Source organism: Nonomuraea sp. IBHARD001, assembly GCF_056106265.1.
Genome location: NZ_JBWBBW010000002.1, coordinates 5,948,853 through 5,972,690 on the forward strand (window position 1 = coordinate 5,948,853; position 23,838 = coordinate 5,972,690).

Annotated in this window: 22 protein-coding genes; 8 read left to right on the plus strand and 14 right to left on the minus strand. The window is 72.2% G+C overall.

Annotated features, from left to right (window positions below):
- The first annotated feature begins 6 nt into the window (after positions 1 to 6).
- Both ACTWNK_RS29115 and ACTWNK_RS29120 read left to right on the plus strand, forming a co-directional pair.
- Positions 7 to 1,290 (plus strand): MFS transporter, encoded by a 1,284-nt coding sequence (locus ACTWNK_RS29115; RefSeq protein WP_474307737.1) that lies wholly within the window; start codon positions 7 to 9, stop codon positions 1,288 to 1,290.
- Positions 1,271 to 2,080 carry an alpha/beta fold hydrolase gene (locus ACTWNK_RS29120; RefSeq protein WP_474307738.1) on the plus strand — a complete coding sequence of 270 codons (810 nt, stop codon included), beginning with the start codon at positions 1,271 to 1,273 and terminating at the stop codon, positions 2,078 to 2,080. Before ACTWNK_RS29115 ends, ACTWNK_RS29120 begins: the two co-directional genes overlap by 20 nt.
- Here the strand turns inward: ACTWNK_RS29120 and ACTWNK_RS29125 are convergent.
- Together ACTWNK_RS29125 and ACTWNK_RS29130 are read right to left on the minus strand one after the other, a co-directional pair.
- On the minus strand, positions 2,070 to 2,285 hold the full coding sequence (locus ACTWNK_RS29125) for a helix-turn-helix domain-containing protein (protein WP_474307739.1): 216 nt from the start codon (positions 2,283 to 2,285) through the stop codon (positions 2,070 to 2,072). The two genes, ACTWNK_RS29120 and ACTWNK_RS29125, sit on opposite strands and share 11 nt — an antisense overlap.
- Positions 2,286 to 2,384: 99 nt before the next feature.
- A complete protein-coding gene (locus ACTWNK_RS29130; protein ID WP_474307740.1) occupies positions 2,385 to 5,303 on the minus strand; it encodes an AfsR/SARP family transcriptional regulator in 2,919 nt (972 codons plus the stop codon).
- 179 nt (positions 5,304 to 5,482) lie between these two features.
- Between ACTWNK_RS29130 and ACTWNK_RS29135 the strand changes: the two genes are divergently transcribed.
- The 3 genes from ACTWNK_RS29135 to ACTWNK_RS29145 are packed head-to-tail and all read left to right on the plus strand — an operon-like array spanning position 5,483 to position 8,221.
- On the plus strand, positions 5,483 to 6,514 hold the full coding sequence (locus ACTWNK_RS29135; RefSeq protein WP_474307741.1) for a pyridoxal-phosphate dependent enzyme: 1,032 nt from the start codon (positions 5,483 to 5,485) through the stop codon (positions 6,512 to 6,514).
- Between the two features lie 20 nt (positions 6,515 to 6,534).
- Positions 6,535 to 7,569: an ornithine cyclodeaminase family protein gene (locus ACTWNK_RS29140; protein ID WP_474311012.1), complete on the plus strand. Its 1,035-nt coding sequence runs from the start codon at positions 6,535 to 6,537 to the stop codon at positions 7,567 to 7,569.
- A gap of 25 nt (positions 7,570 to 7,594) precedes the next feature.
- Positions 7,595 to 8,221 (plus strand): rhomboid family intramembrane serine protease, encoded by a 627-nt coding sequence (locus ACTWNK_RS29145; RefSeq protein WP_474307742.1) that lies wholly within the window; start codon positions 7,595 to 7,597, stop codon positions 8,219 to 8,221.
- On the opposite strand, the gene ACTWNK_RS29150 is transcribed toward ACTWNK_RS29145, so the two are convergent.
- Together ACTWNK_RS29150 and ACTWNK_RS29155 are read right to left on the minus strand one after the other, a co-directional pair.
- Complete coding sequence (locus ACTWNK_RS29150; protein WP_474307743.1) at positions 8,218 to 9,237, minus strand: FecCD family ABC transporter permease; 1,020 nt, start codon at positions 9,235 to 9,237, stop codon at positions 8,218 to 8,220. The genes ACTWNK_RS29145 and ACTWNK_RS29150 overlap by 4 nt on opposite strands.
- A gap of 4 nt (positions 9,238 to 9,241) precedes the next feature.
- Positions 9,242 to 10,276 (minus strand): FecCD family ABC transporter permease, encoded by a 1,035-nt coding sequence (locus ACTWNK_RS29155; protein WP_474307744.1) that lies wholly within the window; start codon positions 10,274 to 10,276, stop codon positions 9,242 to 9,244.
- A 486-nt stretch (positions 10,277 to 10,762) separates the two neighbouring features.
- Between ACTWNK_RS29155 and ACTWNK_RS29160 the strand changes: the two genes are divergently transcribed.
- Positions 10,763 to 11,797 carry an iron-siderophore ABC transporter substrate-binding protein gene (locus tag ACTWNK_RS29160; protein WP_474307745.1) on the plus strand — a complete coding sequence of 345 codons (1,035 nt, stop codon included), beginning with the start codon at positions 10,763 to 10,765 and terminating at the stop codon, positions 11,795 to 11,797.
- Positions 11,798 to 12,070: 273 nt separating this feature from the next.
- On the opposite strand, the gene ACTWNK_RS29165 is transcribed toward ACTWNK_RS29160, so the two are convergent.
- Positions 12,071 to 12,634, minus strand: a complete 564-nt coding sequence (locus tag ACTWNK_RS29165; protein ID WP_474307746.1) for a DUF305 domain-containing protein — start codon at positions 12,632 to 12,634, stop codon at positions 12,071 to 12,073.
- Between the two features lie 582 nt (positions 12,635 to 13,216).
- Between ACTWNK_RS29165 and ACTWNK_RS29170 the strand changes: the two genes are divergently transcribed.
- Positions 13,217 to 13,588 (plus strand): BlaI/MecI/CopY family transcriptional regulator, encoded by a 372-nt coding sequence (locus ACTWNK_RS29170; RefSeq protein ID WP_474307747.1) that lies wholly within the window; start codon positions 13,217 to 13,219, stop codon positions 13,586 to 13,588.
- The gene (locus ACTWNK_RS29175; protein ID WP_474307748.1) at positions 13,588 to 14,535 is read left to right on the plus strand and encodes a M56 family metallopeptidase; all 948 of its coding nucleotides are present in this window, start codon (positions 13,588 to 13,590) and stop codon (positions 14,533 to 14,535) included. Before ACTWNK_RS29170 ends, ACTWNK_RS29175 begins: the two co-directional genes overlap by 1 nt.
- A 48-nt stretch (positions 14,536 to 14,583) precedes the next feature.
- Here ACTWNK_RS29175 and ACTWNK_RS29180 read toward each other — a convergent pair whose 3' ends face one another.
- From ACTWNK_RS29180 to ACTWNK_RS29220, 9 genes are all read right to left on the minus strand, one after another.
- On the minus strand, positions 14,584 to 15,957 hold the full coding sequence (locus ACTWNK_RS29180) for an NADH-quinone oxidoreductase subunit N (RefSeq protein WP_474307749.1): 1,374 nt from the start codon (positions 15,955 to 15,957) through the stop codon (positions 14,584 to 14,586).
- Positions 15,958 to 15,965: 8 nt separating this feature from the next.
- Positions 15,966 to 17,459 (minus strand): complex I subunit 4 family protein, encoded by a 1,494-nt coding sequence (locus tag ACTWNK_RS29185; RefSeq protein ID WP_474307750.1) that lies wholly within the window; start codon positions 17,457 to 17,459, stop codon positions 15,966 to 15,968.
- Positions 17,456 to 19,258: an NADH-quinone oxidoreductase subunit 5 family protein gene (locus tag ACTWNK_RS29190; RefSeq protein ID WP_474307751.1), complete on the minus strand. Its 1,803-nt coding sequence runs from the start codon at positions 19,256 to 19,258 to the stop codon at positions 17,456 to 17,458. Before ACTWNK_RS29190 ends, ACTWNK_RS29185 begins: the two co-directional genes overlap by 4 nt.
- Positions 19,255 to 19,560: an NADH-quinone oxidoreductase subunit NuoK gene (nuoK, locus tag ACTWNK_RS29195; RefSeq protein WP_474307752.1), complete on the minus strand. Its 306-nt coding sequence runs from the start codon at positions 19,558 to 19,560 to the stop codon at positions 19,255 to 19,257. Before nuoK ends, ACTWNK_RS29190 begins: the two co-directional genes overlap by 4 nt.
- Positions 19,557 to 20,048, minus strand: coding sequence for an NADH-quinone oxidoreductase subunit J (locus ACTWNK_RS29200; protein ID WP_474307753.1), 492 nt, complete (start codon positions 20,046 to 20,048; stop codon positions 19,557 to 19,559). The genes nuoK and ACTWNK_RS29200 overlap by 4 nt, the downstream gene beginning before the upstream one ends.
- Positions 20,048 to 20,947 (minus strand): NADH-quinone oxidoreductase subunit H, encoded by a 900-nt coding sequence (locus tag ACTWNK_RS29205; protein ID WP_474307754.1) that lies wholly within the window; start codon positions 20,945 to 20,947, stop codon positions 20,048 to 20,050. The genes ACTWNK_RS29200 and ACTWNK_RS29205 overlap by 1 nt, the downstream gene beginning before the upstream one ends.
- Positions 20,940 to 22,031, minus strand: coding sequence for a hypothetical protein (locus ACTWNK_RS29210; RefSeq protein WP_474307755.1), 1,092 nt, complete (start codon positions 22,029 to 22,031; stop codon positions 20,940 to 20,942). The genes ACTWNK_RS29205 and ACTWNK_RS29210 overlap by 8 nt, the downstream gene beginning before the upstream one ends.
- A complete protein-coding gene (locus tag ACTWNK_RS29215; protein ID WP_474307756.1) occupies positions 22,022 to 22,369 on the minus strand; it encodes an NADH-quinone oxidoreductase subunit A in 348 nt (115 codons plus the stop codon). Before ACTWNK_RS29215 ends, ACTWNK_RS29210 begins: the two co-directional genes overlap by 10 nt.
- Before the next feature lie 133 nt (positions 22,370 to 22,502).
- Positions 22,503 to 23,834, minus strand: a complete 1,332-nt coding sequence (locus ACTWNK_RS29220) for a DUF6519 domain-containing protein (protein WP_474307757.1) — start codon at positions 23,832 to 23,834, stop codon at positions 22,503 to 22,505.
- Positions 23,835 to 23,838: the final 4 nt, after the last annotated feature.

Genomic DNA, 23,838 nt, shown 5'->3' on the forward strand with positions numbered 1-23,838 from the left:
CGACACGTGGTGTCGCCGACGAGCCCCAGCCTGCTCAGCGGACGTCGCAGGCTCGGTACGGGCTTCTGGATGTTGTGGGCCGCCTTCGTGGTGTCCAATCTCGGCACCGGCATCAGCGCGGTGGCCTTCCCGTGGCTGGCGACCTCGCTGACCAGGGAGCCGATCCTCATCGCGCTCATCGGCGGCGCGGCCGAGCTGCCGTGGCTGCTGCTGAGCCTGCCGATCGGCGCGATCGTCGACCGGGTGGACCACAGGCGGCTGCTGGCCGTGACGCACTGGGGCCGGGCGCTGCTGGTCGGCGCGGTCGCGGGCGCGCTCTACGTCGGCCACATGTCGCTGCCCGCCCTGTACGTGGTGGCGTTCGCGCTGGGCACGCTGACGGTGGCCAACGAGAACGCCTCGCAGACGATCCTGCCCCGGCTGGTCAGCAGGCCGATGCTGCAGAAGGCCAATGCCAGGCTGACCATCGCCGACACGGTCGCGGGCGTCTTCGTCGGCCCGTGGGTGGGCGGGCTGCTGGTCGGGGTGATGCTGGCGGTGCCGTTCACCGTGGACGCGGCGCTGTTCGCGGTGTCCGGGCTGCTGGTGCTGCTGCTGCCGACGGCCAGGGTGGAGCGGCCCGAGGGCGAGCGGTCGATGCGCAGGGAGCTGGCCGAGGGGCTGCGCTTCTTCTGGGAGCATCGGGCGCTGCGTTCGCTGGGGCTGCTGCTGGCCCTGGTCAATCTGGCGGGCGCGCTGGCGCTGGCCACGCAGGTGCTGTTCGCCCAGGAGGTGCTGGGGCTGAGCGCGCTGCAGTTCGGGCTGCTGTTCATGGTCGGCGCGGTCGGCGGCATGGTGGGCGCGCAGTCCACGCCGTGGCTGGAGGCCAGGCTCGGGCCGCGTAAGGTGCTGCTGCTGTCGTTGATCGGCAGTGCGCTGGCGCTGGTCGTGGTGGGATTGTCCTCCAGCGGGATCGTGGTGGCGATCGCCCTGTCGTTCAGCGCCGGGCTCGGCCTGGCGTGGAACATCATCACGATCAGCTACCGGCAGCGCATCGTGCCCGAGCGCCTGCTGGGCCGGGTCAACAGCATCTACCGGCTCATCTCGTGGGGCCCGTTGCCGCTGGGCTCGCTGCTGGGCGGCCTGCTGGTCACGGTGGGCCAGGGCGTGGGCGGCAGGGAGATCGGGCTGCGCACACCGGTGCTGGTGGCGGCGGCGGTCATGGCGGTGCTGTTCCTCGTCGCCCTGACCAGGATGACGACAGGTCTGTGGAGCAAGACGGGGAGTGCCGATGCCGACGGTGGCGAGTAACGGGATCAAGCTGTCCTACGAGGAGCAGGGGTCCGGCCCGCCCGTCCTGCTGATCGCACCGGCCGGGTCGCGCTCCAGCGTGTGGGGCATGCACCAGGTGCCCGCCCTGCTGGAGGCCGGCCATCGGGTGATCACCTTCGACAACAGGGGCACGGCGCCTTCGGAGTGCCCGCCCGGCCCCTACCTGCTGAGCGACATGGTGGCCGACACGGCCGGGCTGATCCGCGAGCTCGGCCACGGCCCGGTCAGTGTGGTCGGCGCCTCGCTCGGCGCCCTCATCGGCCAGGAGCTCGCCCTGGCCCATCCCGAGCTGGTCACCGCGGCGGCGCTGCTGGGCACCAGGGCACGCGCCGACGCCTTCCGTACGGCGATGACCGAGGCGAGCGCCGAGCGGGTGCGGGCGGCGGGCGCGCTCTCGCCGCATGCGAGTGCGGTCGCGCTGATGGTGCAGCTGTTCTCGCCGCGCACCCTGGCCGACGACACGGTCGCGACCGACTGGCTGGACGTGCTGACGGCCTTCCCGATCAAGGGAGAGGGGGCCGCGCTGCAGTACGAGGCGACGCTGGTGGGCGATCGACGGGCCGCGCTCGGCGGGGTGCGGCGGCCGATGCTGGTGGTGGCCTTCTCCGACGACCTGCTGATGCCGCCCTCGCTGGTCAAGGAGGCGGCCGAGGCGATGCCCGACGCCACCTACGCCGAGCTCCCGGGGTGCGGCCACTACGGTTTCCTGGAGCGGCCGCACCTCGTCAACCGGGTGCTCGTGGAGTTCCTCGCCAGGGTCAGAGCCTGACCCAGCCTCTCTTGATCACCTCCGCTCCGGCCTGGAACCGGCTCTCCACGCCCAAGTGGTCGAGCAGCTCGGAGACCCTGCGGCTGTAGGTCCTGGGCGAGATGCCCAGGCGATTGCTCGCAGCCTGGTCGGTGGCGCCTGTCATCAGCTGGAGCAACACGACGTGCAGGTGGTCGGGAAGTACGCGTCGGGGAATGGCATCCATCTCCGGTTTCCTTGTGGTGACCCCGTCTGAAGGACCCGTTCCGCCACCGTAGGGCGATATCGGCACACTGTCCTCTTCGTCCTCTCTTCGCCCGCTCTATCACAGCTCATCGATCGCCTGCTTGCTCCGCGCCTCCCACAGGGCGAAGCCGATGTCCTGCCAGAGCCTGACCGCCTGGGCCAGGCAGTCGCGCGCCCACGTCGCCTCGCCCTCCTCGGCGTATCGCACGCCGAGGTGGTGCAGCGTCAGCGCCCTGCCGTACCTGTCGCCCGTCACCACGAACAGGTCCAGCGCACGCGACAGCGCGCGGTGCGCCTCGGCCTTGTCGCCGTCGGCGCCGTGCAACGCGCCCAGGTGGACCAGCGTGAAGCCCTCGCCCACCGCGTGGCCGCAGGCGCGGAAGATCACCAGCGCCAGGTCGAGCAGCGGCCTGGCCGTCTGCGTGTCGCCGCGTTCCAGGTGCAGTGCGCCCAGATGGCGTACCACCAGGCCCCTGCCGAGGTCGTCGCCCAGCTCGGCGAACAGGGCCAGGCTCCGGTCGTAACAGCTCGCCGCCGCCTCGTAGCGTCCCAGGTCGCGATGGACACACCCGAGCGCGTGCAACGCCCTGGCCTCCCCCGCCCGGTCCACGCACTCCACGAACACCGCGAGCGTACGGCGCAGCGTGCGCAACGCGGTGCCCAGCCTGCCGGTCCTGGCATGGGCGAGCGCCGACGCGCACCGGACATGGGCCGCGCACCTGACATTGCCGAGCTCGGTGAACAGCTCGGCGGCCTCGTCCAGACAGCCGATCGCCTCGGCGTACCTGTCCAGGTCCAGGTAGCGCTCGCCGAGCGAACGCAGCAGGTGCGCCTCGCCCAGCGTGTTGCCCGCCTCGCGCACCGCCCGCAGCGCCCTGGCGTGCACGCCGAGCCAGACGTCGGCATACCAGCGCACCTCGAGGAACCTGCTCAGGCAGCAGCACAGCTCCCAGGCCGCCTCGTCCTGCCCGCGTGCGCACATCTGCTCGCACACGCTCACCAGCGTCTGCCACTCGGCCTCGAACCAGGCGACCGGATCGCCGAGCACCCGTTCGAGCCCGGCCCTGGCCATCGCCACCCTCGGCGTCGTGCCCCTGCCCAGCGGTGCGACGCCGCCGGGCAGCCTGGCCTGTGCCTGCTCGGTCAGGTGCAGGAAGCGGCCGAACACCCTGCGCATGGCCGCCTCCACCTCCTGCGGGCACTCCTGCGCCGCCGCCCTGTCCCTGGCGTACAGGCGCAGCAGGTCGTGGATGCGATAGCGGACCGTTCCCGTCTCCTCCTCGACCTGGGCGACGTCCACCAGCCTGGCCTCGACCAGGCGCTCCATCACCTCTTCGGCCCTGGCGTCGTCGAGGTCGAGCAGCGGTCCCGCCACCCACGAGGCGAACGTCGGCGCCTCCAGCACGCCCAGCAGCCGAAACAGCCTGGCGGCCGGCTCGTCGACGCAGTCGTAGCTGAGCGCCAGGCTGGCGCGCACGCCGACGTCCCCGGCGCACAGCGTGTCGAGCCGGTTGCGCTCGTCCTCCAGCAGGTCGATCAGCCTGGCCAGCCGCCAGTGCGGACGGCCCGCCATCCTGGCCCCAGCCATCCTGATCGCCAGCGGCAGCCTGCCGCACAGCTGCGCCACCCTGCGCGCCTCCTGCGCCGAGCCGGCCCGCTCGTGCCCGACGATCGAGACGAGCAGCTGCGCGGCCTCCGGCTCGGTGAGCACGTCGAGGTCGAACGAGCGGGCGTTCTCCAGGCCGCCGAACCTGCGCCTGCTCGTGACGATCACCGTGCAGCCGGGCACGCCGGGCAGCAGCGGGCGCACCTGCTCCTCGCTCCAGGCGTTGTCGAGCACCAGCAGGATGCGGCGCTCGGCCATGTGCGCGCGGTAGAGCGCGCCGCGCTCGCCGGTGTCGGCGGGGTTCTCGCCCTCCTCGACGCCGAGCCGGTGCAGCAGTCTGGCCAGCACCGCGGTCGGATCGGCCGGGCGATGACCGAGACCCCGCAGATCGACGAAGAACTGCCCGTCGGGGAAGCGCTCGCACAGCAGATGCGCCACGTGTACGGCCAGCGCGGTCTTGCCCGTGCCCGCACGTCCCGAGATCACCCCCACCGAGGGCACGGCCGCGCCGATGGTCAGGAAGGCGGTCAGCTCCTCGATCACCTCCTGCCTGCCGGTGAACCCGGCCACGTCGGGCGGCAGCTCCCGGCGCCTGGGCGGCCCCTGCGTCCTGACGGCGGCGAGCGGCTGGTCGAGTCCGGGCGCCGAGGTGAGGATGTCGCGGTGCATGTCCTGCAGTTGCCGTCTCGGTTCGAGGCCGAGCTCGGCGACCATCAGCCGGTGCCCCTCGCGGTAGCTCTCCAGCGCCTCGGCCTGCCGTTCGGAGCGGTAGAGGGCGAGCATGAGCTGGCCGCGCAGCCGTTCGTTGAAGGGGTGACGTGCCACCAGCTCCTGCAGTTCGGGCACCAGCTTGCGGTGACCACCGAGTGCCAGCGCGGCCTCCATGCGCTCCTCGACGGCCAGCAGCCGCAGCTCCTCCAGCGTGGCCGCAGCCGAGCGCACGCCGACGATCTCGACGTCGCTGAACGCGGGCCCACGCCACAGGGCGAGGGAGTCCTCGAGCAGCCTGGCCGCGGCCTCGGCGCCGCCTTCGGCCAGCAGGGTGCGGGCGCGGTGCACGCCGGTCTCGAACCTGGCGAAGTCCAGCGCCTCCCTGTCGGCCTGCAGCATGTAGCCGCCCGGCCTGGTGACCAGCGCCGAGCCGCCCGACTTGCCCCCGGCGCCGTTGAGCATCGTGCGCAGCTTCCAGACACGGGTCTGGATCTGGCCGAGCGCGGTGTCGGGCGGGTCCTCCCAGAGCTCGTCGATGATCTCCCTGACCGGGACGACCTTGCCCACGTTCAGCAACAGGATCGCCAGCAGCGCACGCTGGGTACTGCCACCGGGGGAGCACACCCGGCCGTCGATGGAGATCTCCAGCGGTCCGAGGGCGCCGAACTCTATGCGGCTCACGTGATCAATGTTCACAAAACATGACAACCTGTGAAGACCAAGAGTGCACATTCCCAAAAAAGCCCCAGGGCATTAATCGCTAGTTTCCCTACTGGCGACAACTCGCCAAGGCCCTTCCGCAACCTCCGGCCCGGCTTGATCCTGCTGGTGAACCGTCGAGGACTGGTGAGGTAGCGCTGATGCCGCCGACCGCGCAGGAGGTGCTCAGAGCGGCGATCCCGGGCACTCCCGTGGTCCCCGTCGAGGTCTGCGTACGCGACCGCACCCACGTGATGCTGCTGAAGCTGGAGAGCGGCAACCCCACGGGCTCGGTCAAGGACCGCACGGCCGCGGGCCTGCTCATGTCGCTCGACCGGCAGTCACCGCTCGTGCCCGGCACGGTCGTCGTGGAGTCCACGTCGGGCAACCTCGGACTGGCGCTGGCCGGACTGCTGCGCGGACTGGACTGCCGCTTCATCGCCGTCGTCGACCCCAACACCCCGCCCGTCACCCGCCGGACCATGGCCGCGGCGGGCGGCGAACTGCACGAGGTACGCGAACCCGACGGGCGCGGCGGCTACCTGCTCACCCGCCTGCGCGAGGTCCGCCGGCTGCTGACCGAGCACCCGCACTACCGATGGACCGACCAGTACCACAATCCGGCCAACCCGCTCATCCACCACGACACGACCGGCCCGGAGATCGCCGAGCAGGGCGGGCCCGGCCTCGACGCCGTCTACGTGGCCGTCTCCACCGGCGGCACGCTCGCCGGGGTGGCCGCCCACCTGCACACGCTCGGGCGCGGCATCCAGGTCGTGGCCGTCGACGCCGAGGGCTCGCTGGCCACGGGGCACTCCGCCGGGCCGCGCCTGATCAGCGGGTTCGGCGCGAGCCGCCGATCGGCCTTCCTCACCAGGGCCACCTACGACCGGGCGCACCGCGTCTCCGACGCCGAGGCCGTGGCGCTGTGCCGGGTCTTCCGCGCCGACACCGGGGTCGCGCTCGGCGGCTCCAGCGGCAGCGTCGTGGCCGCCTGCCTGCGTGACCTGGGCGGCGCCCAGCCGCCACGCCGCCCGCTGTGCCTGTGCGCCGACGGCGGCCTGACCTATGCCGACACCCTCTACGACGACGTCTGGCTGGAGCGCCACCGGCTCACCCGGCTCATCCTCGCGGCCGAGTCGCGGCTGCGGGCCGAAGGCGTGCGTTTCCATCTGACCGGCGCGGGACCGTGACCCTTGGAGCCCTCTTGCCCGTGACCTTCGACGAGTACCCTCCCGCCGAGCTGCGCTACCTCTCACGCGAGGCGGTGCTGGCCTGCTGCGCCGAACTCGACCTCGTCTCGCTGGTACGCGACGCGCTCACGTGCGCGCGCACGATCCTGCCCGACGAGGCCTACCTCGGCTGGCAGACCTCCGCCGGGCACGCCGCACGCTCCCTGGCCATGCCGGGCGGGCTGTGGATCGACGGGCGGGCCGCGCTCGGCCTCAAGACCATCAACGGCAGCCTCGGCAATCCGGCCATGGGCCTGGCCCGCTCCCAGGGCCTGCTGATGATGTTCGACCCCGAGACCGCCCGGCCTCGTACGATCATGGAGTCGGCCTATCTGAGTGCCGCGCGCACGGCCGCGGTCACCGCCGTCACCGCCGCCGCGCTGCTGCCCGCGCCGCCCTCGCGGGTGGCCGTCATCGGCTGCGGCACCCTGGCCAAGGCCCATCTGGCGCTGCTCGGCCCCGCCGAGGTCGTGCTGTACGACCTCGGCCGCGAACGCGCCGAGCGCCTGGCCGAGGCCGTACAGCTCGACGGGCTCACGATCGGCGTCGCCGACGACCCGCGCTCCTGCGTGGAGGGGTGCGACCTCGTCGTCACCACGACGACCACGACCGAGGGCTACATCCCCTTCGATTGGCTGGCGCCCGGCTGCCTGCTCGCGCACGTCTCGCTCGACGACGTGCTGCCCGACGTGGTCGAACGCGCCGCCCTCGTCGTCGTCGACGACTGGAACCTGGTACGGCAGGACCACCGCCGCCTGCTCGGACGCCTCTACCGCACCGGCCACCTGCTGGCGCCCGGCGGCGAGGCCTGTCCCGGCGTCGAGCCCGCACCCGGGGCCCGCGCGGTCGACGCGACGCTCGCCGAGGTGCTCACGGGCGCGCACCCCGGTCGCGGCGCGCACGACGACGTCGTGCTGAGCAATCCGTTCGGCATGTCGATCCTGGACATCGCCCTCGGTCACGCCGTCGAGGCCGTCGCCCGTCGCGACGGCGCCGGACGGCTCCTGCCCGTGTAGACACCCCCAACCAGAGGAGGTCGCCATGACCACTCCAGCACCCGCACGCGCCGCCGGGGCACGTCCCGTGATGTGGATCATCGCCTCGATCAACATCGCGGTCACGCTCGTCACCACCATCATGATCATCTCGGCCAAGGGCTTCGACACCGGGGCCGTCTTCATCGACGGGCTCAGCAGCCTGCACGAGTCGACGGAGATGAGCGGCAAGGCGGTGGACGCGGGCGAGGTGTGGCGCCCGCTCACCAGCATCTTCCTGCACTACGGCGTCGCACACCTGCTGGCCAACCTCGTGCTCCTGCTGCTGGCCAGCTGGCGGCTCGAACCCGTGCTGCGCTCGCTGCCGTACCTGGCCGTCTACCTGCTGTCCGGGCTCGGCGGCTCGCTGGCCGTCTACCTCGCCGACCACGACACACTGACCGCCGGGTCGTCCGGGGCGGTGTTCGGGCTGTTCTCCTCGTTGCTGATCGTCTCCATCAAGCATCGGCTCGGGCTGACGCTGCCGATCGCCCTGCTCGTGTTCGGCGTCGCCAGCACGTTCCTGATGCCCGGTATGTCGATCACGGCGCACGCGGGCGGTCTGCTGGTGGGAGCCGTCGCCACCGCGGTGATCGTGGTACGCAGCCCGGGACGCGCGCCCGCCGAGGTCTAGCGTGCGCTCCTGGCCAGCTGCCACAGCAGGAAGGGAGCGCCCAGCACACCCGTGACGACGCCGACCGGCAACACCGAGTCGCTCAGCAGGCGCTGGCTGATCAGGTCGGCGACGAGCACCACGGTCGAGCCGGTCAGCGCGGCGGCCGTCAGCGGCGGGGCCGAGGCGCGGGCCAGGCGCTGGGCGATCTGCGGAGCGGCCAGCGCGACGAACAGGATCGGCCCCGCCGCGGCCGTGCCGAACGCGGCCAGAGCCGCGGCGCAGAGCAGCAGGACCAGGCGCGTGCGCTGCACGCTGACGCCGAGGCCGGTCGCGACCTCGTCGCCCAGGTGCAGCCCGCGCTGCTGCCTGGCCATGAGCAGGGTCAGCGGCGTCAGCACGACCAGCGCGCCCGCCAGCGGCCACACATGGGTCCAGCCGCGTTCGTTGAGATTGCCGACCAGCCAGCCGAGCGCCTTCTGCGCCTGGTACAGCTCGGCCCGGCTGAGCAGGTAGCTGGTGACGCTGACACAGATCCAGCTCACGCCGATGCCGACCAGGACGATCCGGTAGCCGGTCGTGCCCCTGTTCCAGGCCAGCGTGTAGATCAGCGCTCCGGCCGCGAGCGCGCCCGCCAGGCCCAGCGCCTGGGTGCCGAGTCCGGTCAGGCCGAGCACGATGCCCGCCGCGACCGCCGTACCCGCTCCCTGGGTGATGCCGAGCACGTCCGGGCTGGCCAGCGGGTTGCGCGTGACGGTCTGGAAGAGCGCGCCCGACAGGCCGAACGCGGCTCCCGTGAGCAGGGCGACCGTGGCCCGGGGCAGGCGCAACTCCTGGACGACGAACACCGCCGCCGGGTCGTCGCCCGCACCCCACAACGCCTGTACGGGCACCGTGTAGTCGCCGGAGCCGATCGCCAGCGTCAGCCCGAACGCGAACACGGCCAGCAGCGCCAGCACGCACCAGATCACCACGAGCCTGGGCCTGACCGCGCCGGAGACGGCGGGCCTGGCCCACCGGAAGACGAGCATGGACATCGGTTCAGAGCTCCGCGAGTCGTCGGCGCCTGGCCAGGGCGATGAAGAAGGGCGCCCCCAGGAAGGCGGCGACCAGGCTCACGTCCAGCTCCTGCGGTCTGATCACGATCCGCCCCAGGACGTCGGCCGCCAGCAGCACGCACGGGGCCAGCAGCATGCAGCCAGGCAGCAACCGGCGGTGGTCCGGCCCCGTGACCATCCGGACGACGTGCGGGACGACCAGGCCGACGAAGACGATCGGTCCCGTGAGGGCCACCGCGGCCCCGGTCAGCACGGTGACGGCGACCGCCGCCCGTATCCTGACCCGGCCGAGCCTGCGACCGAGCGCCACCGCGACGTCGTCGCCGAGCGACAGGCTGTTCAGCGCGGGCGCCGTACTCAGCGCGAGCGCGGTCCCCGCCAGCAGGAACGGCAGCACCTGCGCCACCGTGGACAGCTGATGCCCCGTGAGCGATCCGGCCGACCAGTACCTGAAGCGGTCGAGCGCCTCCGGATCGGTGAGTGCGATGCCGCCGGTGAGCGAGTCGAGCAGGTACGTCACCGCCACACCCGCCAGCGCCAGCTTGACCGGCGAGGCCGCCCTCCTGCCCCTGGTCCCCAGCAGGAACACCACGACAGCGGCCAGCGCGGCCCCGCCGAAGGCGAACCAGATCGACGCCGTCAACGCCGTCAGCCCGAGCGGCCCCGCCGCCACCACCGTGCCGAACGCCGCGCCCGCACTCACACCCAGCAGTCCCGGATCGGCCAGCGGATTGCGCGTCACCCCCTGCATGACCGCCCCCGCCAGCCCGAGCGCCACCCCCACCAGCACCGCGACCAGCGTCCGTATCACCCGGGTCCCCGTCACGATGGCCACCACCTCGGGCTCGGCCGCCTCCGGGTCGACCAGCGCTCCCACGACGTCCCCCAGCGCGATCGGCCTGCTGCCGACCGCCAGCGAGAGCAGACAGAGCAGCGCCAGCACAGCCGCGGCCGAGACGAAGAATGCCGTGGCGCGTCCTGATCGGGTCCTGACCGATGGGAAGTTCTGGGGTGTCACTAGGATCCGATCATGCGACATTTTAGGCGAGGCATACCTTACTAGGGTGCTTGAACTTAGGTAAGCCTTGCCTTATCATGCCACTTTGTGTCACGGGTGTCACGGGTGTCACGGGTGCCACGGGTGCCACGGGTGCCACGGGTGCCACGGGTGCCACGGGTGCCACGGGTGCCACGGGTGCCACGGGTGCCACGGGTGCCACGGGTGCCACGGGTGCCACGGGTGCCACGGGTGCCACGGGTGCCACGGGTGCCACGGGTGCCACGGGCGTCACGGGCGTCACCTGCACTTTGCCCGCACGACGCGCATCACCTCAACCTTCCGCACCGTCCGCACCACCCGCATCTCCCGCACCACCTGTACGTCTCGCACCACCTGCACCACCGCACTTTTCGCACCACCCGCACCACCCGCACCACCCGTACGTCCTGCACCACCCGCACCACCTGTATTTCCCGCACCACCCGTACTGCCGAAGAGGAACACATGCCCCACCCCTTGACGACCGGCCGACTGCTGATGGCGATGGCCGCACTGGCGCTGACTGCGATGACGGCTGCCTGCGGGGGTGGTACGACGGCCACCGAGACCGCATCGCCTCAGCCGGATGCCACGCAGGCGTCGGCCGCCGCGCCTGCCGCCTTTCCCGTCACGGTCGAGCATCTGCTCGGGACCACCGAGATCGCCAAGAAGCCCGAGCGGATCGTCACGATCGGCCTGAGCGACCATGAGCCCTTGCTCGCACTCGGCCAGCGGCCCGTCGGTGTCGTCGACTGGTTCCAGCGCACGCCGTTCACCGACTGGCCGTGGGCCAAGGAGGCGTGGGGCGGCGTGGAGCCCACGGTGCTCGGCCTGCGTGAGGACGGCGTCAAGATGGAGAAGGTCGTCGCGCTCAAGCCCGACCTGATCTTCGCCATGTACTCGGGCATCCAGAAGGAGCAGTACGACCAGCTCTCGAAGATCGCCCCCGTGGTGGCCCAGCCCAAGGGGTACGACCCCTACGCCGCCCCCTGGCAGGACATGACGCTGCTGGCCGGCAAGGCGGTAGGCGAGGAGGCCAAGGCCAAGGAGCTCATCGCGGGCATCGGCGCCAAGTTCGCCTCGGCCCGTGAGGCCAATCCGCAATGGAAGGGCCTGACCGCGGTCGCCGCCGACAGCTTCAAGCCCGGCACGTACTTCGCCTTCCAGAAGGGCGACCCCAAGTCGGCCTTCCTCGCCGAACTCGGCTTCACCATCCCCGAGACGATCAACACGAAGGCCGGAAAGCTGAACGGCGTGGAGTTCGGCTCCGAAGGCCTGAACATGCTGGAGGTCGACCGCCTCGTCTGGCTGACCACGGGCAAGGAACCGTGGGCCCGCATCAAGGCCGACAGCGTCTACAAGGAACTCGCCGTGGCCAAGGAGTCCCGCGACGTCTTCATGACGTACCAGGACCCGCCGATCGGCGCCGCCCTGTCCTTCAACACCGTGCTGAGCATCCCGTACGCCATCGACCAGGCCGTACCGCTGATCAAGAAGTAGTACTAGGCATCGTCGTAGCCGGGGCGCACTCCATACAGGGGTGCGCCCCGCGCACGTTTACGTGGGTTTCGTCCCGGAGTCCTCCAGGCCGTTCGCGAGAGCGGCCACATCGTGCGACCTCCCGCCCGGCCCTCCGGCAAGCCCCCACACACAGCGCACACCCGCCACTCCAGCCACACCAGGCGTCCTCCGAGCCACACCAAGCGCCCCCCGAACCCGAAACCCGCCTCCCGGCCGAGCCCGACCCCTCTTCGGACCCGGCCGGAAAGGGCCCTACAGCCTTGCCAGCAAAGCCTTGAGCTGGGTGACCTCAGCCTCCTGAGCCGACTCCACCGCAGCGGCCAGCGCCTTGACCACCGGAGCAGTACCCTTGGACTGCTGTTCGCGGGCCATCTCGATCGCGCCTTCGTGGTGGGCGATCATCAGCTCGGCGAACCGCCGGTCGAAGTCCGCGCCCGTCGAAGCCTTCAGGTCGGCCATCTGCCGGTCGGTCATGAGGCCGGGCATCCCATGGCTCATGTCATGCCCTCCCGTGACGCCCCAGGCCGTGAGCCAGCCCTTCATCGTCTCGATCTCCGGCCCCTGGGCACCCTTGATCGTCACGGCTAGCGCCTTGACCTCGGCATCGGCCGCACGGGTCGAGGCGAGGTCGGCCATCTCCACGGCCTGCTCGTGGTGCGGGATCATCATCTGCGCGAACATCACGTCCGCGTCATTGAACACGGCTGCCGTGGCCGCCTCCTGGGACGCCCCCGCCGCCGCAGGAGCCGAAGCCCGAGCCGAAGCTCCGGAAGCATCGGAAGCGCCCCCGCCGCACCCGGTGAGCAGCACGACCACCGCCACCCCCGCCACGCCGTACCCGAAAACCCTGCCGAACCTGCCGGACCCATCGAACGTACTGAACGCCATCTGCCTGAACTCTCTCTCGGTCGTCGCCTCATCAGCCCTTCGCCTACGCACGCGAACCCCGCGCGCAAGAACGAACGGCCCTATACGCGAAGAACCGACAACCGCGCCAGCCGTACGGCGATGCGTTCAGGAGGAGGCCTGGCCAAGCCCTCCACCCAAACGGCCACGCCGGACGCCACCCCACCCCCACAAGGCACGACAAACGCCCACGAAGCTCCAAGCCCAACCAACACCGAGGAGGAGGCGAGAACGGCCACGCAAACCGACGCCGGATCAGGGGCCGGATCAGGGGCGGGATCGGCGGCGCCCATGGTGTGACCTGGGCGGACATGCCCGAGTGTGTGCATACCGGCGACGCCGAGCACGAGCGCGACGAGCAGCACGAGTGACGCCACCCGCCCGCCCCTCGTCGCCATCGCGCCTCCCGCCAGCATCCGGCCATTCTACTATCTAATCTAGTAGCCCTTTCGCCGGTACTATCAAGGCACTCGCACGAGAGAGGACCAGCACATGGCGCGCCGCCTGGGAGAGCTCGAGTCCACGATCATGGACCGGATGTGGTCGTACCACCGCCCGGCCTCGGTCAGGGATGTGCTCGAAGATCTCCGCACCGAGCGGGAGATCGCCTACACCACGGTCATGACGGTGATGGACAAGCTCCACACCAAGGGCCTGCTCAAGCGCCAGCCCGTCGGCAGGGCCTACGTCTACGAGAGCGTGGCGACCAAGGAGGCCTACACGGCCGAGTTGATGCGCGAGTCCCTGGCCAGGAGCGGCAACCAGGCCGCCACCCTGGTGCACTTCCTGGAGCGCCTCACGCCCGAGGAGGCCAGCGCGCTGGAGGCGGCGCTGCAGGTGTTCCCGCCGAAGGGACGCCGCTGATGGTCGTCGCGGCGGTCCTCGCCGCCTACGCGGGTGTGGCCGCCGTGCTGCTGCCCAGACTGCTGGGCATGGCCACCTGGGCCGAGCGCGCCCCGCGCCTGGCGATCGTGCTGTGGCAGGCGGCGAGCGCGTCGGTGGTGGTGTCGGTGCTGCTGGCGGCGTTCGCGGTGGCGGTGCCCGCCTCGGTCGTCGGCCACGGGCTCGCCGGGTTCTTCGTGGCGTGCGCGGCGATGCTGTCCGAAGGCGCGCCGCTGGCCGGTCCGGGCACCGAGGTCGCCCTGCTGATCGCCGCGCTCGTCCTGGTCAGGCTGGCCTACACCGGTTCGGCCGTGCTGCTCGGGGCCAGGGCGGAGCGCCGCCGCCATGCCGCGCTGCTGGCCCTGCTCGGCCGCCACGACCACACGATCGACGCCGTCGTGGTCGACTACGACGAGCGTATGGCCTACTGCCTGCCCGGAAGGTACGGCCGGACGGTCATCACGACCGGCGCACTGCGCACCCTCGCCCCCGAGCAGGTCGCCGCCGTGCTCGCACACGAACGTGCGCATCTGCGCGGCCATCACCATCTGGTGCTCGCAGCCGCCGAGACGCTCGCGCTCGCCTTCCCCCGGGTGCCGCTGTTCGAGCGCTCCCGCACCGAGATCACCCGCCTGGTCGAGCTCCTCGCCGACGACGTGGCCGCCAGCCGCCATCCCCGCCTGCACATCGCCACGGCCCTGGTCCAGCTGGCGACCGGCCGAGCCCCCGCCTCCGCGCTCGGCGCCGGTGGCGAGACCGCGCTGACCCGGGTCCGCCGCCTGCTGCACCCCGAGATCCCCCTGCGCCCGGCCGAGCGCATGACCGGCCTCCTCGCCGTGGGCCTCCTCCTGGCCGGCCCCTCCACCCTGGCCGCCTTCCCCGGCATCACCGCCTTCCTGGCCCACCACTGCCACTCCCTGTTTACCTGACACGAAGCACCTGAACACGAAGCACCGAAACACCACACACACCACACCTCACCCCGCGCCGAGAACCACCCCACCAGCCACCCCCAACAGCACCGACACCCCAGCCGCCCCACAAGCCACCCAGGCCGCCACCCCCTCCAGGGAAGCACCCCCCTCCCCCGGCTCGAACAACGGCCGCACCCACCGCAGGTAGTAGAACAAGCTGGCCACACTGTTGACCACGGCCACCACCGCCAGCCACCCGTACCCCCCGTCCCAAGCCGCCGCCAGCATCAACGCCTTGCCCAGAAACACCCCGGTGGGCGGCGTCCCCACCAGCCCCAGCACACACACCACCAGCGCACACGCCAACAGCGGCGCCCGCCGCGCGACCCCCCGATACCCGTCGAGCGAGTCCCTCCCCACAGCAACCACCACCGCGAACGCCCCGAGATTCGTCACCGCATAAGCAGCCACGTAAAACAGCAATGCGGGCACCGCAAGCCCACTCACCCCCACCACGACGACAGGCACCAGCAGATACCCGGCCTGACTGACGGTCGAGTACCCCAGCAGCCGCCGAACGTCGTCCTGCCGGAAAGCGGCGAGGTTGCCCAGGGTCATCGTCGCCACCGCCACCACCGCGACGACCAGCCGCCAATCGGCCGCCACCCCGCCCAGCGCCTCCTCCCCCAGCCGCAGCAGAGCCACGAACGCCCCGGCCTTCGGCACCGTCGTCACGAACGCCGCCACCGGCCTCGACGCCCCCTGAGCCACATCCGGCACCCAGAAGTGCCCGGGTACGGCTCCCGCCTTGAACACCAGCCCGGCCAGCAGCAGCACCACGCCGATGCCGCCCGCCACACCGCCCCCGACCCCACCCCCGAGCACGTCGTAGGCGGTCCCCCCGGCCAGGCCGTACAGCAGGGTGACCCCGGACAGCATGAGCACGCCGAGGAAGGCCCCCATCAGGTAGTACTTGAGCGCCGCCTCGGTCCCGGCCGCGTCCTTGGCGAACCCGGCCAGCGCGTAGGCGGGAATCCCGGCCACCAGGTACGCCGCGACCAGGACGAGCAGATCGGCCGACCCGGCGAGCAGCACGGCGCCGAGCGAGGCGAGCACGATCAGCGCGTAGACCTCGGCCTCGCGCTCGGCGCCCCGCGCCCAGGGCCGGGCGAGCGGCAGCACGCCCAGGGTGGCGACGATGACGACGACCCTGGCCACCTGGGTGGGCAGATCCACCCGGTAGGAGGCGAACGCCGTGAGGTCCACCCCGGGCCCGGCGGCCAGCGCGGCCACGAGCGCCGCCACGAGGCCGCCCGCGCACACCCACGCCACCACCCCCTGCCGTTCCCGCGCGACGAACATCCCGGTGAGCAGCCCGGCCACCGCCGTCACCACCATGAACATCTCGGGCAGCAACGCCAGCGGATTGTCGTCCATGGCCGCACTCATCGCCCGACCAGCCCGACCGACCCGACCAGCTCCACCAGCACCGACGACGCCGGTTCGATCACGTCGAGCAACCACCGCGGCGCGATCCCGATCACCACGGACAGGACGAGCAGCGGCAGCACCGCGGCCGTCTCGTGCCCGGCGATCTCCCCGACCGCGCACTCGCCCGGCGGCCCGAGGAACACCTTGTGCAGCACCCGCAGCAGCAGCGCCGCCGTGATGAGGATGCCGACGATGCCGAGCCCTCCGGCCACGACCGTCCAGGGCGCCTGGGTGCCGATCACCCCGGCGAAGATCTGGAACTCGGCGATGAACCCCGACAGCCCGGGCAGCCCGAGCGAGGCGAACAGCGCGACGGCCGTCAGCGCCGTGAGCACGGGCGCGGTCGCGGCGACGCCGCCGAACCTGGCCATGTCATAGGTCGCGGCCCGCTCCCACAGCACGCCGACGAGCAGGAACAGCGCCCCGGTGACCAGCCCGTGGCTGACCATCTGGGTGATCGCCCCTGACACCGCGAGCGTGCGCGCGGCCTCGTCTCCGGCGACCAGCCCGGCCGCGCCCAGCGCCAGCACGATGTAGCCCATGTGGTTGACCGAGGTATAGGCGATGAGCCGTTTGACATCGGTCTGCGCCAACGCGACGAGCGCCCCGTACAGGACGCCGACCAGGCCGATGACGACGATCACCCAGGCGTGCCGCTGCCACGGTCCGGGCAGGATCGGCATGGCGATCCTGGCGAAGCCGTACACGCCCATCTTGAGCAGGACCCCGGCCAGTACGGCCGAGCCCGCGGCGGGCGCGTCGGTGTGGGCGGGCGGCAGCCAGGTGTGCACGGGCACGACCGGCGTCTTGATCGCGAAGCCGATCCCCACCGCGAGCAGGACCAGCCCCCCGGCCTGCGGCGGCACGGCGGTCAGGTCGACGATGTCGAACGTACGCGGGGCCGAGCCGAGGTAGAGCCCGATGAAGCCCAGCAGCAGCACCAGCGACCCGAGAAACGTGTAGAGGAAGAACGTCAGCGCCGAACGCCCGCGCCGCCCGTGCCCCCACCCGGCGATCACGAAGTACATCGCGACGATCGACAGATCGAAGAACACGAAGAACAGCAGCAGGTCGAGCGCCGCGAACACGCCGAGCGACACCGTCTGCAACGCCAGGAACAGCGCCGCGTACGCCCGGGGCAGGACGGTGGCGCGCAGCGAGTACACCGCGCAGACCAGCGACAGCAGCGAGGTCAGGGCGATGAGCGGCAGCGACAGCCCGTCGACGCCGACGTGGTACCCGGCGCCCGCCGAGGGGATCCACGGCAGCCGCGTCTCGTGCGCGATGCCCTGGCCGCCGTACCCGGCCCACATCGCCGCCACCAGCGCCAGGTCGACGCCCGCCGCGACCGCCCAGACCAGCGCCGCCCTGCGCCCGCCCAGGACGGGCAGGACCAGCAGGCACGCGGCGGCCAGCGGCAGGAAGATCACCAGATTGAGCACGCTCACCTCACCAGCGCGATCACGACGGCCAGGACGACGAACACGACGGCGGCCTGGGCGAAGTAGGTGTGGACCTGTCCGGTCTGCGGCCTCCTGGCCACCCCGCCCAGCCATCCCGTGACCGAGGCCACCGCTCGCACCACGCCCTCGACCCCACGCTCGAACGGCGAGCGCGCCAGCCTCGCCAGTGCCGTCCCGGTCCTGGGCACCCCCAGGACCGCCCGGTGCACCACCCGATCGTCGAACCAGGCCAGACCCCGGCCCACCCCCAACAGGGGCCGCCACACGCACACCGCGGCCGCCCGCTCCAGCCCGAGCCATCCGGCCGTACGGAAGCGAAGGCCGCCGCGGGCGTACACGAGCACCGCGACCAGGCAGGCGAGCGCGGCCAGTCCTCCGGTGAGCGCCAGCTCCCCCGCCGACGGCCCCTCCTGCGCGACGCCGAGCAGCCCGGCCCACGCGGCGAACACCGAGGGCACCCCCACCACGCCCAGCGTGGCCGCCCCGAACGCCAGCACGAGCAGCGGCCCCCGCACGAGCGCCCCGACCGGCCGGCCGTTCCCGCCGCCGGGCGCCCACACGGCGGCCACCGCCTTGCCCGCGTACACGGCCGCCAGCACCGCCCCGAGCAGCGCCACCACGCCGATCGGGCCGGAGGGCACTTCGGCCAGCACACTGTCCTTGGTCACCCACAACGCCAGCGGCGGCACCCCGGCCAGCGCGACCGCGCCGATCGCGAAGCACACCCCGACCACGCGATTGCCGCGTGCCGCGCCCCGCAGCCCGTCCAGCCGTCTGGTCCCGAGCACCGTGAGCCACACCCCCGCGCACAGGAACAGCAGGCTCTTGACCGCCGCGTGCGCCACCAGATGCGCCGTCCCACCGGCCACCGCGCCGACGCCCGCGCCGAGCACGACGAAGCCGACCTGCGCGCACGTGGAGGCGGCCAGCAGTTGCTTGAGGTCGTGCTGGAGGACGGCGACGGCCCCGAGCAGCAGTGCGGTCAGCGCCCCGGCCCAGGCGACGACCCCGGCGGCCCACCCGGTGGCGCCGAGCACGGGCTGCACCCTGAGCAGCAGGTACGCGCCCGCGGCGACCATGGTGGCCGAGTGCAGCAGGGCGGAGGCGGCGCTGGGACCGGCCATCGCCCGCGACAGCCAGAAGGAGAACGGCAGCTGCGCCGACTTCCCGAGCGCCGCGACGACGAGCCCGCCCGCCACCAGGTCCAGCCAGGGCCGTGCGGCCGAGCCGAGACCGGCGAGCATCGGCGAGCCGGTGCCCGCGATCGCACAGCCCGCCGCGAGGTAGAGCCCCATGTCCGCGCCCCTGGTGGTGACGAACGCCACCCCGGCCGAACGCACCGCCTCCGGATCACGCCACCGCATGCCGATCAGCGCGTAGGACGTCGCGCCCATGACCTCCCAGCCCATGAGCAGCATCACCAGATCGGCGGCCGTCACCGTGAGCAGCATCGCGCCGACGAAGACGAGCATGAACCCGAAGAACCTGGCCGTGTCCTCGCGCACGTCCCAGGCCGCGAACACCAGCACGGCGAGCGCGACGAGCGCCACCATGACCACCATGACGGCCGAGAGCCCGTCCACACCGAGCCCCGAGCGCACCCCGGCGAACACCTCGACGTCCGCCCTGGGCCGCACCACCGCCGCGGCGACCGCGAGCCCCAGCGTGACCACGGCGACCGGTACGGCGAGCCAGGCGGCCCACCGCCGCGGCCCGGTCACCAGCAGGGCGACACCGGCCACGGCGGGCAGACCGGGCAGGGCCGGAAGCAGGAGAGAGGTCATCCCTTGAGCTCGCCCGCCCCGTCCGTCATGTCCACCTCACGCGCCCTGAAGATCGCGGTGACGACGGCGAACCCCATGGCCATCTCCAGCGCCATGACGGTGACGGCGACCAGCACGAGCACCTGCCCGTCGGCCTCGGCCGGCGCGAGGAAGTACCAGAACGCGCCGCCCGCGACGACCACGGCATTGATCATGAGTTCCAGCCCCATCATCAGCATGACGATCGACTGCTGCGACAGCGTGCCGTACAGGCCGATCGCGAACAGGGCCGCGCCCAGCAGCAGGAAGGCCTCCAGGGTCATCGCGAGTAGCGTCCCCTCTGGGTGGCCAGGACGACGGCGGAGACCATGGTGGCCAGGATCGCCACCCCGACGACGATCATCACGAGCATCTTCGGCCCCATGATCGACAACCCGAGCGCGTGCGTCGGGTCGGCGGGCGGCACACCCTTGCGCGCGGGCCACGGCACCAGGAAGACGCCTGCGGCGAGCAGGACGAACACCGCCGTCGCCGTGACCGCCGCGCCGCGGCCGTTGTGGATCATCTTCATCGGTTCGAGCCCAGCCGGGTTCATCATGAACATCACCATGAAGACCGCCATCACCAGCATCTCCATGACCATCATCAAGATGATCAGCACCCCGAGGTACTGCAGATCGATCAGCAGGAACGCCAGGCCCACCGCCAGCAACGACGCCAGCAGCGCGAACGTCGCCCTGGCCATCGAGTCGACGACGAACACGGCCAGCGCCGAGCCGACCGAGACGAGCGCGAGCACCCAGAACGCCATCAGAGCACCACCACCCCGACGACCAGCAGTTGCACCAGCGTGAGCGGCAGCAGCACCAGCCAGGACACCTGGGTGAACCTGTCCATCCTGACCAGCGGCAGCCGATGCCCGGCCCACACCAGCAGGGCCAGCACGGCGACGGTCTTGACCAGGCACCACGCCCACCCGGGCAGCACCGGCCCGGCCCCGCCGCCGAGGAACAGCGGCACGGCAGCGGCGGCGGCGACCGTCAGCAGCGCATAGCGCCCCGCCTGGAACACCAGCCGATCGGCCCCCGACAGCTCGGCCCCCACCCCTCCCGCCAGATCGGCCGCCACCGGCTGGCGCATCGGCCCCCAGAACGCCATCGCCAGCGCCGAGACGACGTACACGGCGAACGCGGCGGGCATCCACACCACGAACCACACCTCGCGCTGCGCCCGTACGGCGGCCGTCACGCTCAGCGACCGGGCGCCGAGTGCGACCGTGATGAGCGCGAACATGTGCGGCAGCTCGTAGGCCAGTCCCTGGGCGACGAAGCGGTAGGCGCCGACCAGCGGGTAGACGGAGTTGGCTCCCCAGCCGGTCAGCCAGAGCGCTCCCCAGACGCACACCTCCATGGCGTTGAACCACACGATGCCGACGGGCAGGTCGAGCACGGGCCGTTCGCCGATCGGCAGCACGACGGCGGCGAGCAGCGCGGCGGACGGCAGGGCGACGACGCCGAGGCGTACCAGCAGCAGGTCCGGCCTGGCCGTACGCCTGCGCTGGCGTACGAGCAGCGCCGCCACCCGCCGCAGCGGTTCGCCCGACGCCACCGCCCTGCGCTCGGCCCCGGCCGCCCGCAGCCCAGCGGCGAGCACGGCGGCCCCGAGTGCGAGCAACGCCAGCACGACCGGCAGCAGCACCACCTCAGCCATGGGCCACCCGGTCACCGGCGAGCCGGTCGAGATCGGGGTCGAGGCTGGCCACGATCAGCCGCGCGGCCGCGAGTTCGGCCCCGGCCAGCACCTCGGGCAGCACCGCGAGCACGTCGCCCGACGAACGCGGCGACGCACCGGGTTCCAGCGGCGAGCCGTCGTCCGACGCCCCGACGGCCGCCGTGCTCGCCGCCAGCCACCACTCCACCCGATCGGCGACGTCCCCCGCACCGCCGGGCGGCAGCCTGCCGGGCGCGACCGGGCCGAGACCGCGCAACATCCACCCCAGCAGCCGCGACCGGCGCACCCGGCGGGCGAGACGAGCATGCGCCGGACCGAGCCGTGCCCGTCCGGCGCCGCCGAGCGCCAGGTCGCGCAGCCGCCCCGCCTCCAGCGCCGCCTGCGGCCAGCCCGCGAGCCACAGCAGCGAGGCCAGGCTGTCGAGGTGGGCGGCGGCCCTGCGGCGTTCGGCCGCTCCCCTGGTGACCGGCTCGCCCCTGGCCGCCGCCAGCCACGGTTCGTCCCAGAACCTGTGCACCGGCCCCGCGCCCGAAGGTGTCTCCACCTCGGCCCGCTGGATCACGTCGCCCTGCATCACCGTCCGTACGACCAGCCCGGCGGGCCAGTACGGCAGCACGGGGCCGAGCGGCACGTGCAGCCGGTCAAGCCGCAGTCCGTCGCGGTCGTCGCCCCGGGAGGCCATCATCACCTCGCCGGTCGAAACGCCGGGCCCGCCCCTCGCGGCGGCGTCGGCGTCCCTGGCCCGGACGTCGCGCAACGCCTCGGCCCCGGCGTCCAGCGCGGCACGCACCCGCACGGCCGTGGCGTCGCCCGGCAGGTCGATCCGGGCGCGGGGGGCGGGCATCGCCTCCCACACCCTGTCCACGGCCTCGGACAGCCGTGCGCCCGGCGTGCCGCACACCACGAGCAGTCCGGCCTGGCCAGGGGACCCGGCGCGGCGCCAGCCCCTGCGGGTGAGGTCGGCCTCGGTCGCGAGACGGGCGGCGGTGCCGTACACGGCGGTGACCACGAGCGGGCGCGGGGCGGCGGCGGCGCGGGCCAGGAGCCAGGAGGTCAGGCCCATCGCAGCGCTCCTTCGCGCCAGGCGTAGAGCACGCCGGTCAGCAGCAGCGCGAGGAAGACGAACATCTCCACCAGCGCCGCCGCCCCGACCTCCGCCACCACGACCGCCCACGGGTACATGAAGACCATCTCCATGTCGAAGGCGAGAAAGACGAGCGTCACGGCGTACCAGCGCACGTGGAAGCGCGACAGCGCGTGCTCGGCCGGAAGATGCCCGGACAGGAACGGCTGCGCGCTCAGCACCTGACGCGGCGTGAGCACCCACGCCACAGCGTGTACGGCGAGCACGCCGACGAGGAGCCCGCCGAGCAGGCCCAGCACCGCCGCCCATGGCTGCATGACCGCACTCCCGGGTCGAGATCGTCCAGGGAAGTACAGCCCACGGGCGGCGGGGCCGGGCGTCGCGACCGGCCGTGAGCGCCGATTCGGAGCGCGATCTTTCCCGGCCCTTGGCCTGCGGCGGGAGCCGCCCTCAGTCGCGCGTGACCCGGCGGCAGGCCAGTCTGCGGAAGCGGCAGCGCAGGTCCTCGACGGAGTCGCCGACCAGCAGCGCCAGCGGGGCGAAGTGCTCGGCCACACCGTCGGGCTCGCGCCGCGCTGGACCGTCGGCGTCCTGCGGCCAGCTCACGTCGCCAGTGGCGGTGCGTGCCGGGATCAGCCAGAAGTCGCCGCTCACGTAGTCGCCGTCCGGCTGGAACTGGATCTGCACACCGTCCTCCAGGTCGATCCAGCCCGTCGTGCTCTCGGCGACTCTGAGCGCGTTGTCGGGGCCGAGCTCGGGCCCCGGGGCCCCGGGCAGCGGTTCGCGCTGGTCCCAGCGTCGCAGGTAGGGATGCAGGGCGGGGTCGCGGCCGGTGGTGGTGTCCGGTTCGTCGTCGAAGGTGACCGACCAGTCGACCGGGTCGACGCTCTTGATCCGCAGCAGCTTCTCCGGCTCGCCGACGCGGGTGCGGTGGTCGTCGGCGAGCTCGACCCAGTCGCCCGGCGACAGACCGAGCCGGGGGTCGCGGCCCAGGGTGGCCAGCCGGGCGCGTGCCCCGTCGAGCTCCAGGATCGGGAACACGACACTGCCGTTGTCGCGCGACCAGGTGAAGGTGGCGTCGGCGGCGTCGCCTCCGGTGTGGATCTCGACCCGGTACAGCTGGTTCTCCGCCCCACGGAAGCGCGCCTCGGGCGAGACGACGCACGGCGCCTGGTCGGGAGCCGGTGTGCGGCCCCTGGCCCTGAGCCTGGCCGTCTTGGGCACGTTCGTACGCCAGGCGTCCTTCACGGTGTCGGCGTCGGTGTCCGCGCCGACGACCACGTCGGTGCCCGGCACCCGGTCGGCGACCACCACCTGCCACACCACCTGCGCACGCGCCGCGGTGTCCGGCCCGTTGTCGCCGAGCGCCACCTCCCTGATCGACGGGTCCTGCACAGCCGTCACCAGCCGCTCGAACACCCGCAGATACACCAGGTACGGCACCGCGGGCAGCGGCTCGCCGACGGCGTCGGGCTGATCGGCATAGGTGTGGGCGGAGCCGTCGTTCTCCACCAGGATGCCGTCCACGTAGTAGCGCCCCTGGCCGATCTCCAGGTCCTCGACGGCGCCCGTCGAGTCGCGCACGGGCGTGACGAGGAAGCCGTCGCCCTCGGGGCCGCCGTGCGGGCCGATGATGTCGGCGGTCGTGGTGCGCAGCTGGTGCAGGAAGGCAGCCGTCTGCTCGTTGAAGTCGGCGTCGAGCTGGACCCTGCCCTGCTGCAGCACAACGGCCGAGTAGTGCTTGGCCGGGTCGAAGGTGACGCGGGAGAAGTCGCCGTGCACGAGC

What these genes read in the sequence shown, in the direction of transcription:
- ACTWNK_RS29120 (WP_474307738.1), top strand. Translation starts at nt 1,271, where the DNA reads ATGCCGACGGTGGCGAGTAACGGGATCAAGCTGTCCTACGAGGAGCAG.
- ACTWNK_RS29125 (WP_474307739.1), bottom strand. Translation starts at nt 2,285, where the DNA reads ATGGATGCCATTCCCCGACGCGTACTTCCCGACCACCTGCACGTCGTG.
- ACTWNK_RS29135 (WP_474307741.1), top strand. Translation starts at nt 5,483, where the DNA reads ATGCCGCCGACCGCGCAGGAGGTGCTCAGAGCGGCGATCCCGGGCACT.
- ACTWNK_RS29145 (WP_474307742.1), top strand. Translation starts at nt 7,595, where the DNA reads ATGACCACTCCAGCACCCGCACGCGCCGCCGGGGCACGTCCCGTGATG.
- ACTWNK_RS29150 (WP_474307743.1), bottom strand. Translation starts at nt 9,237, where the DNA reads ATGTCCATGCTCGTCTTCCGGTGGGCCAGGCCCGCCGTCTCCGGCGCG.
- ACTWNK_RS29160 (WP_474307745.1), top strand. Translation starts at nt 10,763, where the DNA reads ATGCCCCACCCCTTGACGACCGGCCGACTGCTGATGGCGATGGCCGCA.
- ACTWNK_RS29170 (WP_474307747.1), top strand. Translation starts at nt 13,217, where the DNA reads ATGGCGCGCCGCCTGGGAGAGCTCGAGTCCACGATCATGGACCGGATG.
- ACTWNK_RS29175 (WP_474307748.1), top strand. Translation starts at nt 13,588, where the DNA reads ATGGTCGTCGCGGCGGTCCTCGCCGCCTACGCGGGTGTGGCCGCCGTG.
- ACTWNK_RS29180 (WP_474307749.1), bottom strand. Translation starts at nt 15,957, where the DNA reads ATGGACGACAATCCGCTGGCGTTGCTGCCCGAGATGTTCATGGTGGTG.
- ACTWNK_RS29190 (WP_474307751.1), bottom strand. Translation starts at nt 19,258, where the DNA reads ATGACCTCTCTCCTGCTTCCGGCCCTGCCCGGTCTGCCCGCCGTGGCC.
- nuoK (WP_474307752.1), bottom strand. Translation starts at nt 19,560, where the DNA reads ATGACCCTGGAGGCCTTCCTGCTGCTGGGCGCGGCCCTGTTCGCGATC.
- ACTWNK_RS29200 (WP_474307753.1), bottom strand. Translation starts at nt 20,048, where the DNA reads ATGGCGTTCTGGGTGCTCGCGCTCGTCTCGGTCGGCTCGGCGCTGGCC.
- ACTWNK_RS29205 (WP_474307754.1), bottom strand. Translation starts at nt 20,947, where the DNA reads ATGGCTGAGGTGGTGCTGCTGCCGGTCGTGCTGGCGTTGCTCGCACTC.
- ACTWNK_RS29210 (WP_474307755.1), bottom strand. Translation starts at nt 22,031, where the DNA reads ATGGGCCTGACCTCCTGGCTCCTGGCCCGCGCCGCCGCCGCCCCGCGC.
- ACTWNK_RS29215 (WP_474307756.1), bottom strand. Translation starts at nt 22,369, where the DNA reads ATGCAGCCATGGGCGGCGGTGCTGGGCCTGCTCGGCGGGCTCCTCGTC.